The sequence below is a fragment of the Helicobacter enhydrae genome, assembly GCF_001693335.1.
In the GTDB taxonomy this organism is placed as follows: Bacteria; Campylobacterota; Campylobacteria; order Campylobacterales; family Helicobacteraceae; genus Helicobacter_G; species Helicobacter_G enhydrae.
Genome location: NZ_CP016503.1, coordinates 1,128,888 through 1,140,911, shown reverse-complemented (window position 1 = coordinate 1,140,911; position 12,024 = coordinate 1,128,888). Strand labels below are relative to the sequence as shown.

The window sequence follows — 12,024 nt, the reverse complement described above, 5'->3', positions numbered from 1 at the left end:
CCCATCCTTTATAGAGTGATTCCATTTTCGCGTAAAGAATCTGCAAAAGCAGAAACAACCCCGTGATAAAGATAACCATTACGATCAAAAACAACTTCAGAAATCTGATTTTTCTTCAAAGTTTCTGCAAATGCCTTTGCAACCTCTTTGGCGTTTTCTTTATTATTGCCTAATCCCATTTTTCTTCCATCTACACTTGCAAGCGTTGTGCCATTGCAATCATCAATCGCTTGTGCATACAAGTAACGATTGGAACGAAAAATACTCACTCTTGGTTTGGAGGAGATTCCAAAAATAGAACCTCTCACTCTCATTTTTCTCTTTAATCGCAATCTTTTCTTTTGCTCTAATACTTTATTTGTCATAGCCTACCCTTATTTCTTAGCAGTTTTTCCAGCTTTTCTAATGATGACTTCATCACTATACTTAATCCCTTTGCCCTTATAAGGCTCAGGTGGTCTAAACTCACGGATCTCAGCAGCAATTTGTCCAATTTGTTGCTTATCACTTCCCTTGATGGTAATCGTGTTTTTATCCACACTCATTTCCACACCTTCAGGAATGTCATACTTCACAGGATGTGAAAATCCCAACGCAAGCTCCAAAACTTTTCCTGACACACTTGCTCTATACCCCACACCATTGATTTCAAGCACTTTTGAAAAGCCTTGACTAAGCCCAATCACGATATTGTTAGCCAAAGCACGATAAGTCCCCCAATAAGCCCTAGATTGTGCCTCTCCATTGATGGGCTGGAAACTCAAAGCCTCGTTTGAATTTTCAATCACTACACGCCCAAAAGTTTCAAGCTCTTTTGAAATTTTAGAATTTTTAAAAATAATTTTGCTTCCCTCAACACTCACGCTCACGCCTGAAGGAATGTTGATAGGTCGTTTTCCAACTCTTGACATACTTTACTCCTTACCAAATACTGCAAAGGGCTTCGCCACCAACATTGGCTTTGTAAGCATCTTCATTTGCAATCACACCTTTGGAAGTGCTAACCACAATCGTTCCATAACCATTTTTGAAACGCTTAAGCTCATTGCGACTTTTATAGACGCGACGACCCGGTTTGCTGATACGCTTCACTTCACTAATGACACTATAGCCTCGCTCATCATAAGCAAGCTGCACACTGATGCTTTGCTTTCCTTCTTTGTCATTCACTCTATAATCTTTAATGAAACCTTTTGCTTTGAAAACTTCCAAAATTGAAACTACAATCTTTGCATAATATAAAGTTGTATGCTCCAATCGTCTCATTGAAGCATTTCGAATCCTTGTCAGAGAATCTGCAATAATATCATTGACCATTTTTATCTCCTTACCAACTTGCCTTACGAAGACCTGGGATCAGCCCTTCGTTGCCCATTTTTCTCAAGCACACTCTGCACAATCCAAAATCTCGATAAACCGAATGAGGTCTGCCACAAACTTGACATCGTGTGTATGCTCTTGCGCTAAATTTTGCTTTTCTTCCCGCTTTTGCGATCATTGATTTTTTTGCCATCTTACTTTCCTTTTGCAAAAGGCATTCCAAGAAGCTCGAGCAACTTGAATGCTTCCTTATCGCTATTTGTTGAAGTGATAAAAGTGATATTCATTCCGTGACTTACCATAATGTCATCATAAACAACTTCAGGGAACATCAACTGCTCATTCAAACCAAAACTATAATTTCCTCTTCCATCAAAACCATTGCGAGACACACCTCTAAAGTCTTTCACTCTAGGAAGCGAGATCACAATGAGTTTTTCCAAAAAGTTATACATCATATTGCCTCTAAGGGTTACTTTGACACCCATAGGCATTCCCTCTCTCATCTTGAATCCAGCAACGGATTTTTTTGCCTTTGTGATCACTGCTTTTTGCCCTGCGATGATTGAAATCGTATCTGCAATATTTTGCATAATCTTCATATCTTTGGCATACTCACCTGCACCCACGCTAATCACAATCTTTTCAAGTTTTGGAGTCAGCATAGGATTTTTGATATCCAATTCTTGCACCAATTTTTGCTTAATTTCATTTTGATATAAACTTCTCAAACCATACATCTTAGAGCTCCTCTTTCTTGACATTTGAAATGCTCATTGGAGCTTCTTTTGAAACAAAGCCACCTTTGGGATTCTCCTCTGTTGGCTTGATTGCTTTTTTGACCATTTTGCAACCCTCAACAACAACTTGTGCCGTTTTGGGATAGACAAATAGCACCTTTCCGCTTTTTCCTTTATCATCACCAGCGATCACTTTGACTGTGTCGCCCTTTTTAATTTTAAACTTTACCACTACAATACCTCCGGAGCTAACGATACGATCTTCATAAAATTGGCATATCGCACTTCTCTACTAACTGGACCAAAAATCCTTGTTCCGATTGGCTCACGCTTCGCATCCAAGATAACAGCTGCATTATCATCAAAACGCACAAGAGAGCCATCTTCTCTTTGGATTTCCTTTTTGGTTCGCACAACGACAGCTTTGACCACTTGACCTTTTTTGACCTTTCCATTTGGAATGGCTTTTTTTACAGATGCCACAATGACATCTCCAACAGTGGCATAGCGTCGATGACTTCCACCCAAAACCTTGATACACATAATCTCTTTTGCACCACTATTGTCTGCAACATTCAATCGAGTAAAACTTTGAATCATAATTACACTCCTACAGAAACAATATTTTGCAAGTTAAAAGTTTTTGTCTTTGAGATAGGCTTGCACTCAATAGCGCTAATCACATCGCCGACTTTGACACTATTGTTTTCATCGTGAATAGTGTATTTCTTAAACCTTTTAACAATCTTGCGGTATTTTGGATGGACCACTTTACGCTCCACCAAAATCACAACACTTTTATCCCCTGCCTTGCTTACGACTTTTCCCTGAATAATTCTTTTATGTGGTTCTTTGGCGATCATCTATTAATCCTTTTTTGCACTAATGGCAGTATTGATTCTAGCGATATCTTTGCGAACACCTTTGATTTCACTAGGGTTAGTCAATTGCATTGTTTTGAGTTTGAGCTTAAGCTCAAACAACGCTGTTTTTTTCTCCTTAAGAAGCTCATTGAGCTCCTTGCTGCTTTTCTCTTTCAAATCAATAAATTTCATTTTCACTCTCACTAGTTACAATTTTTGTTTTGAAAGGCAATTTGCTTTGAGCCAATGCCAAAGCATCTCTAGCTGTTGCCTCATCAATCCCAATCATTTCATAAATGATTCTTCCGGGTTTAATGTTCATCACCCACTTATCCACTGCGCCCTTACCTTTACCCATCCTTGTTTCAAGAGGCTTGGCTGTCAAAGGCTTATCAGGGAATACACGAATCCAAACCTTACCTGCTCTTTTGATATGACGGGTCATCGCAATCCTTGCGGCTTCAATCTGACGCGAATCGATTCTGCCGTGCTCTACTGCTTTAATCCCAATATTTCCAAAAGCAAGGTTGCAACCCCTAAAAGACTTCCCTCTGTTGCGTCCTTTTTGTTGTTTTCTATATTTTGTTCGTTTTGGCATCAACATGATTATTGTCTCCCTCTTCTAGTTTTTGGGCGCTCTTCTCTTGTTGCCTCTTCCTTTTTCTCTACTTGGATTCCCTTGTGAAGCACTTCACCTTTGAAAATCCAAACTTTAACACCAATGATTCCATAAGTTGTCATCGCCTCTGCAAAGCCATAATCAATCTTGGCTCTAAGTGTATGGAGAGGCACTCTTCCTTCCATATACCACTCTGTCCTAGCCATTTCAGCTCCTGCCAAACGACCTGAAACTTTGACTTTGATACCCTTGGCACCAGATTTCATCGCTGCTTGCATTACCTTTTTCATCGCACGCCTAAAAGCAACACGACGCTCAAGTTGAGTAGCTACGCTTTCTGCTGCAAGTTGAGCATCAGCTTGAGGACGCTTCACTTCTTTGATGTTGATTGCTACTTCTTTTTGCACAATCTTTTTGAGGGTTTCTTTGACTTTTTCAATATCTGCACCCTTTTTGCCAATGATAAGCCCTGGTCGTGCAGCAACAACAGTCACTCTCAATTTTTTTGCCGCTTTTTCGATGATAATCTCACTAACACCTGCATAATAAAGTTCCTTTTTCAAGAACTTTCTGATCTTGTGATCTTCCAAAATACTACTAGGAGTAATTTGAGAACCTGGAAACCATCTTGAAGTCCAATTTCTATTAATTCCTAGTCTTAAACCAATCGGATTAACTTTTTGTCCCATCTTACTTGCCCTCTTTCTTCATTTTTTTCTCTTTAGAAGCCATTGCCACTTCTACCAAAATATGAGAAGTTGGTTTGCGAATAGGTGTGGCTCTTCCTCTTGCTCTTGGCATAAATCTTCTTAGCACTGGACCTGCATCCACTCTACAAGATTTCACAATCACAGATTGAGGCTCATAACCTCCGTTTGCAACAGCTGACGCAATCACTTTGGCAATGATCTTTGCTGCTTTGTTTGGAGTGAATTCAAGACTTGCAAGTGCAAGTTCTGCATTCATTCCTTGCACCTCCCTAGCTACCAATCTAGCTTTTGTAGGAGAAAGTCGAATGTATCTCAATAATGCTTTACTCATTTCTCTCTCCCTTACTTACCGATTTTCTTTTGGACACTACCTTTGTGTCCTTTAAAAGTGCGTGTAGGTGCAAATTCACCAAGCTTATATCCCACATGGTTTTCTGTCACATATACAGGCACAAATGCACGACCATTATGAACATTAAAAGTCAGTCCGATCATATCGGGCAAAACCATACTTCTGCGTGACCAAGTTTTAATTGGTTTGCTATCTTTTGTTTCTTTTGCTTTGAGAACTTTTTTCATCAAGCTCTCATCAACAAAAGGACCTTTTTTTACTGATCTAGCCATTTTTCTTCCTTACTTTTTTCTTCTAGAGATAATTAAGCGATCGCTTGCTTTTTTGCGTCTAGTTTTGTAGCCCTTCGCTGGTGTCCCCCACGGAGAAACTGGATGACCACTAGAGCCCGTCTTACCTTCACCACCACCATGTGGGTGATCCACTGGGTTCATCGCACTACCTCTTGTCTGAGGACGAATCCCTCTGTGACGATTGCGTCCTGCTTTACCAATGCTAATATTGATAAAATCTTCATTGCCCACAACACCGACAGTTGCCATACACTCATCAAGAATGTATCTCATCTCGCCACTTGGCATTCTGAGAGTTGTGTATTTGCCTTCACGCCCCATAATTTGTGCACTTGCTCCTGCACTCCTTGCAAGTTGCCCACCTGCTCCCGGGTGCATCTCGATATTATGCACAATGGTTCCGATAGGAATATTTTTGAGCTTCATTGCAAAACCCACTTTGATGTCTAGACCACCCTCTGCAGACAAAACGCTATCACCTACATTCAAAGCACTTGGGCGGATAATATAGCGTTTCTCGCCATCTGGATAAACCACCAAAGCAATGCGACAATTTCTATAAGGATCATACTCGATAGCTGCGACTTTGCCTTCGATATTAAACTTATTGCGTTTGAAGTCAATGATTCTATAAAGTTTTTTTGCTCCACCCTCTTTGTGACGACTTGTGATGCGTCCATTGTTGTTTCTTCCTGCACTGACTGGAAGCTTGACAAGCAAACTTCTCACGCTTGGTTTTGATGTAATGTCCTTGGAACTAAGATTGGACATAAAACGCCGGCTTGGCGTATAGGGTTTGTAAGTTTTAATTGCCATCTAATCCTCCTTATACTGCCAACGAATCGATTTTTGCACCTTCAGGCAATTTGACATAGAATTTTTTGTAATCTGCTCTCTTGCCCTCCTTGCCTTTAAATCTCTTCGTTTTTCCACTTTGTTTGAGTGAGTTGATTCTCACAGGAGTGAAACCAAAATACTCTTTAAACACTTGTTTAAGTTGATTTTTGCTGACTTTAGGAGAAGTCTGAACAACCAAAACACCACTCTCTTGAAGAGCTAATGACTTTTCTGTATATAAAATTGATTTGATATCTGTTATATCTGCCATTGTTTTACCCTTCCTTCACAATTTCATCAAACACCGCTTTTTCAATCACTACAGACCTAAAAGCAGCAACCAAATAAGCATTAAGCTCATTGGAATCAGCCAAATAACATTGCTTGAGATTTCTATATGCCAAGAATGTAGGCTCATCACTCATTTGAGAAACAAACAATGTGCTTCTCTCGCCCAAAGCCTTGAAAGCATTGTAAGCATCTTTTGTTTTTCCACTAGCAATCGCCACAGAATCAACAATATAAAGTTTCCCTGCATCAGCCTTTTGTTTCAAAGCAAACTCAAGTGCCAAACGCTTTTGCTTTTTGTTGATTTTGAGATTGTAGTTTTTGTTATTGCTTGGTCCGTGAGACACACCACCACCTACAAATACAGGAGAAGTGATACTTCCCGCTCTCGCACGACCGCCGCCTTTTTGAGCCCAAGGCTTTTTGCCTCCACCACTCACTTGCCCTCTAGTCTTTGCATCTGCACTATTTGCACGCAAAGATGCAAGATAAGACTTGACATAAAGATAGAGATTATGCTCGTGAATCTCATTGTAGCGTTCAGGCAATGCAACTTCACTTGTTTTTTTCATTTTCTGATCTAACACTAATGCCTTCATTATTTATCCTACTACTTTAATTTTTCCGTATGCGTTATTAAATCCCGCAACAGAGCCTTTAAGCACCAAAATCCCATTGTCTTTGTCAAAAGAGACAATTTCATTTTTAGCACTCACTTGCTCATTACCATAATGTCCTGCCATCTTTTTGCCCGGCTGAACGCGTCCTGGCCATTCGCGATTTCCGATTGATCCCAATCTCCTATGGAAACGGCTTCCGTGTGCTGCTGGACCACCTTGAAAATTCCAACGCTTCATCGCACCACTAAAGCCACGCCCTTTTGTCTTGAAAGTTGTTTTGACAACCTTACTCTCCGCCAAAACACTTGTATCAAGATCGCCAATCTCTTGATTTTGCACTTTCAAAGTCGCAAAACGATTGAACTCCTTGCTCAAGCTGTATTTTTTTTGTTGCCCCTCAATGGCTTTATTCATTTCTTTCCCTTGAGCATAGGCAACCAACGCTTTTCCATCTTCACGCAAACTGCACACTTTCGCATCCAACACTTTCAAAAGTGTCACTGCGGTGCTTGAAGATCCGATTGTTCGGCTCATACCGATTTTTTGAACGATAAATTCCATAACTCTACCTTACCCTTAATTTTTTCCCATAGAAACAACTTCTACATCGACTTCTGGAGCCAAATCCAAGCTCATCAAACTATCCACTGTGTCTGGGGTTGCAGACATAATGTCAATGATTCGATGGTGGATTCTGATTTCAAACTGCTCTCTAGAATCTTTATTGACGTGAGGAGAGCGGAGAACCGTATATCTCTTTTTCTTGGTAGGCAAAGGAATGGGTCCTTTGATCTCAGATCCCGTTCTCTTCACTGCCTCAACAATCGCAACAACTGATCGGTCAAGCACGCGATGATCATATGCTTTAAGCTTTAATCTAATTTTTTCCATAATATTTTCCTCTCAAAGAACTCATCAGAACAATACTGATGTTGGATTTTGGAAGCGGCAATTATAAAAAAAGAAGGGTAATCTGTCAATATTTATCCACATTTTGCGATAATATTTGCACATTTTGTTTCCTTATCCATAAGGAAGCAATACCTTCAAAGACTTTGGGAGTTGTTTTATGCATTTTTTTTCACATTTTTATCTTGAGCAAAACTACCACACACTTCCTAGAAAGCAATCCATCTCTTCAGCCAAAACCATACTCTATGGACCCCCCAAAAGTGGCAAAACCTCTCTTGCTCTAGACTTTGCAAACAACTCCAATCTATCGCACAAAAAAATCATCTATCTAGACTGCCAAGACCCAAGGGTTTCTTATGAAGAGGCAAAAAGCGAACTGCTCAAACTCTATCTCGAAAAAAAGATCGAGCTCCTAATCATCAAAAACTACACCCACTCTTTCACCCTGCCAAACCTAGACCAAATCATCATCACAAGTCAAACACCCATACAAATCCCATCGTTTAGATTGCAGCAATGCAATTACTTGACACTGATTGAATATGCAAGTTTTTGCTTCAAAAACCTTGCTCCAGACCTGATGCTCAAAAACTTCATCAAAGACGGCAACCTCCCTCAAATGCCATTTTTGCAAGAACATCAAAAAACTCGCACCAAACAAGAAATGTTGCAACTCTCTCTATCCAACGATCTGAATCTATTCGCCCAACTTGCCTTATTCCAATCACAGAAGCTCACCTCCTTCCAATTCTACACCCTGCTCAAAAAACACCTCAAAATCTCAAAAGACAAAACCTACGCCTTTATCCAGTCTCTCGAAGAAAAAGGCTTGATTTTTTTTGTGCCACACATTTTGCCCAACAAACCCAAAAAACTCTATTTTGCAGATTTTTCAATCCCCAAAGCCCTGCACCTACACCACACCATCTTGCCCATTCTTGAAAATATGTTTGTTTTGGAGTTACGCGCCCTCAATCAAGAGATTTTCTATGATGATTTTGGGTGCTTCATCATTCCAAATCTTGGGAAATTCCTCTTTGCTCCGTTTGCACAGCAAGACTTCATCGCCCAAAAACTATCCAAAATGCCACAAGAATCCATTAAAATCATCACGCTCAATTTTTCAGATCACACGCAAGGTCGCTTTTGGGAAGCCCTAAACTTCCTTGAGTTTGCACTAGGAGGGATAGAATGATTTGTGGTATCGATGAAGCTGGACGCGGTTGCATAGGAGGGAGTCTTTTTGTATGTGGAGTGGCTTATTGCGATACGCTCATCTCCTCTCTCAACACACTGCCCATCAAAGATAGCAAAAAACTCTCCGAAGCCCAAAGAGAGAAAACCGCACAAGCTCTTTTGCACCACTCTCAAATCCATCACATCTTGGTGCAAAAAACCCCTCAAGAGATTGATTCTCTAGGCTTAAGCCTATGCCTCAAACTCTCTCTTGAAGAGATTATGCAAAAAATGCACTCTCAACACCAAATCACACGCTTCATCTATGATGGAAACTCCACTTTCAAAGCCCAAATTCCTTTTGAATGCACACTGCAAACCCTCATCAAAGGGGATATGCTAATGCACCAAATTTCTTCTGCCTCCATTCTTGCCAAATATGCCAAAGATCAAGAATGCAAAGAGCTAGATACCCTCCACCCCAATTATGGCTTTGCCTCTCATAGTGGCTATTGCACCTCATTGCACAAAGCCAAAATCGCAGAGCTCGGACTCACCCCAGCACACCGCAGAAGTTTTAAGATATAATTCCAAACTCATCTCAAAATTCAAAAAGACTTCAGTCTTTCAGACTGAAGTCCCCCCCAATCATCAAGCTAAGCACACAGCTCACTTTTTCTTCAGCCATACCCCACATTCCAAATGATGTGTGTAAGGGAATTGATCAAAAACGACAAAAGTTTGAATATGGTGCGTTGTTTCAAGGATTTCCAAATCCTGTTTGAGTGTCAAAGGATTGCAAGAAATGTAGATAATATTTTCAAAACGCCCCATAAAGCTTAGCATTCTTCTATCGCCGATTCCACTTCTTGGTGGATCCACAAGCAAATGCGTAAAATCATAATCCCTCAAACACACTTCTTGCAAACGAACAAACTCTCGCTCAAAACTCAAAGCTTGGATACTCTCCTCTCCGCTCATTCTCGCACAAAAGACATTTTGTATGGCATTGAGTGCAAGATTTTGCTTGAGGGCATTGATAGCCGTCCTATCGACCTCTGTGGCAAAAACATTTCTAAACCTCGCACTCAAGGGAAGCGTGAAATTCCCACCCCCACAATACAACTCTAGCAAATCCACAGCATTTGCACCAACACACGATAGGGCAAAATCAATCATTTTGGCATTCATATAGGGGTTGGGTTGTGAGAAACTATTGTCATAACGCACAAAAGTATAACGCCCACTCTGACACGACACGAGATCTAGTAGAGTTTCTTGAGAGATGATGACTTTTTGAGAACGACTACGCCCGATGAGAATCGTGCCTAGAGATTGAGCAAGAAGCTTGGCTTGTGCCTCCCATTCTTGATCCAACTTGCGATGATAAATCAAAGTGAGCAGACTCCCCCCACCAACAACGCCCAAAACCTCTACCGCAAAAAGCTTGGAGGCAAATGCCAAATCTTGATTTAGCAATCTTTTGAGCTTGGATAGAAGCTCTTGCAAATGGGGCAACAAAATCGGGCAATCGGCAATGATCACGGGTTTTTGCTTGGCAAACATTGCAAAATGCAATCCATGCTCATCGCGATAAACTTTGAACTCCGCCCTTGCCCTATAGCCTTTGTGAGGGCTTTGGAACACTGCTTGAGGAGCCCCCAAATCAAGCTTCTCAAAAGCACTGAGCTTACAATCAAGCTGATCTGCATAGCTTAGGGGCAATGAGCATCCACCACACTCCCCAAATACAGAGCAATTCAAAACGCACTCTGATAGATGTTTGCAGAGCCAGGTCCTACAGGCAATCCAAACACAAACACCCAAATATAAAGCATCACACACCAGCCAATCAAAAAGACAAGGCTATAAGGGAACATCAGCGAGATCAAGGTGCCGATTTTGATGTCTTTTTGATATTTCATCGCGGCTGCCAAAATCACCGGTAGATATGCCATCAGTGGAGTGATGATGTTTGTCGTAGAATCCCCGATTCTGTATGCCACCTGAATCACTTCAGGCGAATAACCCAAAAGCATCAACATCGGCACAAAGATTGGAGCAGTCAAAGCCCATTGGGCAGAAGCTGAGGAAATCATCAGATTGATAGAAGCACTAATTAGCACAAAGCCGATCAAAAGCAAACCTGCATTCAAATCCAACGCCTTAAGGAAGTTCGCCCCTTGGATTGCCAAAAAAGGTCCAAAGTTACTCCAAGAAAAGAGTGCGATAAACTGAGCTGCAAAGAAAATAATCACAAGATAGGCACTCATTGATTGCATAGCTTTTGACATCGCCTCAACGCAGTCATTGGCGTTTTTGAAGGTTTTCAAAACAAATCCATACACCAATCCCAAAATGGCAAAAAAGACAAACACAAAGAAAATGATTCCTTTGAAAAATGGTGATCCGATCAAAGATCCATTTGTAGGGTTGCGAAATGGGCTATCTATCGGTAACACACACGCCAAAACAATACCCAACAAAACAACGCCGCTCAATATCGCATACCACAAAGCTTTTTTCTCTTCGGGCTTGAGCGTCAAACAAACCTTCTCTCGCGTTGCGTCTTGAGGAAGCTCTCCCAAACGAGGTTCAACAATTTTTTCAGTCACAAAATAACCCAACAAAGTGATCAAAAATGTGCTGACAAACATAAAATACCAATTCGCCTCTATTCCGACCACATAGTTTGGATCAATGATCCTTGCTGCCTGTTGCGTAATCCCTGAGAGAATCGGATCCAAAGTCCCAATCAAGAGATTGGCACTATAGCCCCCGCTCACCCCTGCAAACGCCGCCGCAATCCCTGCAATAGGATTCCGTCCGACAGAGTAAAACACCATTCCTGCCAAAGGTATCAGCACGACATAACCCACATCCGATGCAAGATTGGACATAATCCCTGCAAACACAACAGCAAGGGTGATGAGCTTTTTGGGTGCATTGACCACCATCGCACGAATCACAGCAGACAAAAACCCTGATTGTTCAGCAATCCCCACACCAAGCATCGCCACCAACACCGTTCCCAAAGGTGGAAAAGCAGAAAAATTGCTCACTAGATTCGTAGCAATATGCACCCATTCTTTGAGGCTCAGCAAATTGATAATAGCAATCCTTGCATCCGGTTTTCTTGGATCAGCCACCGAAAGCTCAAAAAAACTTGCGACACAAGAGGCGACCAAAAGCAAGGCAATCAAGCACGCAAACAGCACCACCGCACTCGGCACATAATCCCCCATTTTTCTCAAAATATCTACAAAACTAGTTTTTTGTGTTTTCATTTTGTTT

General features: G+C 41.1%; 22 protein-coding genes. 2 read left to right on the top strand and 20 right to left on the bottom strand.

Annotated elements, in window-relative coordinates; all coding sequences use genetic code 11:
• Positions 1–8: 8 nt before the first annotated feature.
• The 18 genes from rplR to rpsJ are packed head-to-tail and all read right to left on the bottom strand — an operon-like array spanning position 9 to position 7,533.
• Positions 9–365, bottom strand: a complete 357-nt coding sequence (rplR, locus tag BBW65_RS05400) for a 50S ribosomal protein L18 (RefSeq protein WP_066340771.1) — start codon at positions 363–365, stop codon at positions 9–11.
• Positions 366–374: 9 nt separating this feature from the next.
• The gene (gene rplF / locus BBW65_RS05395; RefSeq protein WP_066340770.1) at positions 375–911 is read right to left on the bottom strand and encodes a 50S ribosomal protein L6; all 537 of its coding nucleotides are present in this window, start codon (positions 909–911) and stop codon (positions 375–377) included.
• 10 nt (positions 912–921) lie between these two features.
• A complete protein-coding gene (rpsH, locus tag BBW65_RS05390) occupies positions 922–1,317 on the bottom strand; it encodes a 30S ribosomal protein S8 (RefSeq protein ID WP_066340765.1) in 396 nt (131 codons plus the stop codon).
• Positions 1,318–1,327: 10 nt separating this feature from the next.
• The gene (locus BBW65_RS05385) at positions 1,328–1,513 is read right to left on the bottom strand and encodes a type Z 30S ribosomal protein S14 (protein WP_066340761.1); all 186 of its coding nucleotides are present in this window, start codon (positions 1,511–1,513) and stop codon (positions 1,328–1,330) included.
• A gap of 1 nt (position 1,514) precedes the next feature.
• A complete protein-coding gene (gene rplE, locus BBW65_RS05380) occupies positions 1,515–2,060 on the bottom strand; it encodes a 50S ribosomal protein L5 (RefSeq protein ID WP_066340759.1) in 546 nt (181 codons plus the stop codon).
• A 1-nt stretch (position 2,061) separates the two neighbouring features.
• The gene (rplX, locus tag BBW65_RS05375) at positions 2,062–2,292 is read right to left on the bottom strand and encodes a 50S ribosomal protein L24 (RefSeq protein ID WP_066340757.1); all 231 of its coding nucleotides are present in this window, start codon (positions 2,290–2,292) and stop codon (positions 2,062–2,064) included.
• The gene (gene rplN / locus BBW65_RS05370) at positions 2,292–2,660 is read right to left on the bottom strand and encodes a 50S ribosomal protein L14 (protein ID WP_066340756.1); all 369 of its coding nucleotides are present in this window, start codon (positions 2,658–2,660) and stop codon (positions 2,292–2,294) included. Before rplN ends, rplX begins: the two co-directional genes overlap by 1 nt.
• 2 nt (positions 2,661–2,662) lie before the next feature.
• The gene (gene rpsQ / locus BBW65_RS05365; protein WP_066340754.1) at positions 2,663–2,923 is read right to left on the bottom strand and encodes a 30S ribosomal protein S17; all 261 of its coding nucleotides are present in this window, start codon (positions 2,921–2,923) and stop codon (positions 2,663–2,665) included.
• Between the two features lie 3 nt (positions 2,924–2,926).
• Entirely contained in the window at positions 2,927–3,115 is a 189-nt protein-coding gene (gene rpmC / locus BBW65_RS05360; protein ID WP_066340753.1) for a 50S ribosomal protein L29, read from the bottom strand.
• Positions 3,102–3,527 carry a 50S ribosomal protein L16 gene (gene rplP, locus BBW65_RS05355; protein WP_066340751.1) on the bottom strand — a complete coding sequence of 142 codons (426 nt, stop codon included), beginning with the start codon at positions 3,525–3,527 and terminating at the stop codon, positions 3,102–3,104. The genes rpmC and rplP overlap by 14 nt, the downstream gene beginning before the upstream one ends.
• 2 nt (positions 3,528–3,529) lie before the next feature.
• The gene (gene rpsC / locus BBW65_RS05350) at positions 3,530–4,231 is read right to left on the bottom strand and encodes a 30S ribosomal protein S3 (RefSeq protein WP_066340749.1); all 702 of its coding nucleotides are present in this window, start codon (positions 4,229–4,231) and stop codon (positions 3,530–3,532) included.
• 1 nt (position 4,232) lies between these two features.
• Entirely contained in the window at positions 4,233–4,583 is a 351-nt protein-coding gene (rplV, locus tag BBW65_RS05345; protein WP_066340739.1) for a 50S ribosomal protein L22, read from the bottom strand.
• An 11-nt stretch (positions 4,584–4,594) separates the two neighbouring features.
• Positions 4,595–4,876 carry a 30S ribosomal protein S19 gene (gene rpsS, locus BBW65_RS05340; protein WP_066340737.1) on the bottom strand — a complete coding sequence of 94 codons (282 nt, stop codon included), beginning with the start codon at positions 4,874–4,876 and terminating at the stop codon, positions 4,595–4,597.
• Between the two features lie 9 nt (positions 4,877–4,885).
• Positions 4,886–5,713: a 50S ribosomal protein L2 gene (gene rplB, locus BBW65_RS05335; protein WP_066340734.1), complete on the bottom strand. Its 828-nt coding sequence runs from the start codon at positions 5,711–5,713 to the stop codon at positions 4,886–4,888.
• A gap of 10 nt (positions 5,714–5,723) precedes the next feature.
• On the bottom strand, positions 5,724–6,005 hold the full coding sequence (locus BBW65_RS05330; protein WP_066340733.1) for a 50S ribosomal protein L23: 282 nt from the start codon (positions 6,003–6,005) through the stop codon (positions 5,724–5,726).
• 4 nt (positions 6,006–6,009) lie between these two features.
• Entirely contained in the window at positions 6,010–6,624 is a 615-nt protein-coding gene (gene rplD / locus BBW65_RS05325) for a 50S ribosomal protein L4 (protein ID WP_066340726.1), read from the bottom strand.
• Positions 6,625–7,203: a 50S ribosomal protein L3 gene (gene rplC / locus BBW65_RS05320; RefSeq protein ID WP_066340724.1), complete on the bottom strand. Its 579-nt coding sequence runs from the start codon at positions 7,201–7,203 to the stop codon at positions 6,625–6,627.
• A gap of 15 nt (positions 7,204–7,218) precedes the next feature.
• Entirely contained in the window at positions 7,219–7,533 is a 315-nt protein-coding gene (gene rpsJ, locus BBW65_RS05315; RefSeq protein WP_066340722.1) for a 30S ribosomal protein S10, read from the bottom strand.
• A 178-nt stretch (positions 7,534–7,711) separates the two neighbouring features.
• Between rpsJ and BBW65_RS05310 the strand changes: the two genes are divergently transcribed.
• Positions 7,712–8,749, top strand: coding sequence for an ATP-binding protein (locus BBW65_RS05310; RefSeq protein WP_066340720.1), 1,038 nt, complete (start codon positions 7,712–7,714; stop codon positions 8,747–8,749).
• Entirely contained in the window at positions 8,746–9,318 is a 573-nt protein-coding gene (locus tag BBW65_RS05305) for a ribonuclease HII (RefSeq protein WP_066340712.1), read from the top strand. The genes BBW65_RS05310 and BBW65_RS05305 overlap by 4 nt, the downstream gene beginning before the upstream one ends.
• Before the next feature lie 81 nt (positions 9,319–9,399).
• Here the strand turns inward: BBW65_RS05305 and trmA are convergent, their stop codons facing one another.
• Together trmA and BBW65_RS05295 are read right to left on the bottom strand one after the other, a co-directional pair.
• Positions 9,400–10,494 (bottom strand): tRNA (uridine(54)-C5)-methyltransferase TrmA, encoded by a 1,095-nt coding sequence (trmA, locus tag BBW65_RS05300; protein ID WP_066340709.1) that lies wholly within the window; start codon positions 10,492–10,494, stop codon positions 9,400–9,402.
• The gene (locus BBW65_RS05295) at positions 10,491–12,017 is read right to left on the bottom strand and encodes an AbgT family transporter (protein ID WP_066340707.1); all 1,527 of its coding nucleotides are present in this window, start codon (positions 12,015–12,017) and stop codon (positions 10,491–10,493) included. The genes trmA and BBW65_RS05295 overlap by 4 nt, the downstream gene beginning before the upstream one ends.
• Positions 12,018–12,024: the final 7 nt, after the last annotated feature.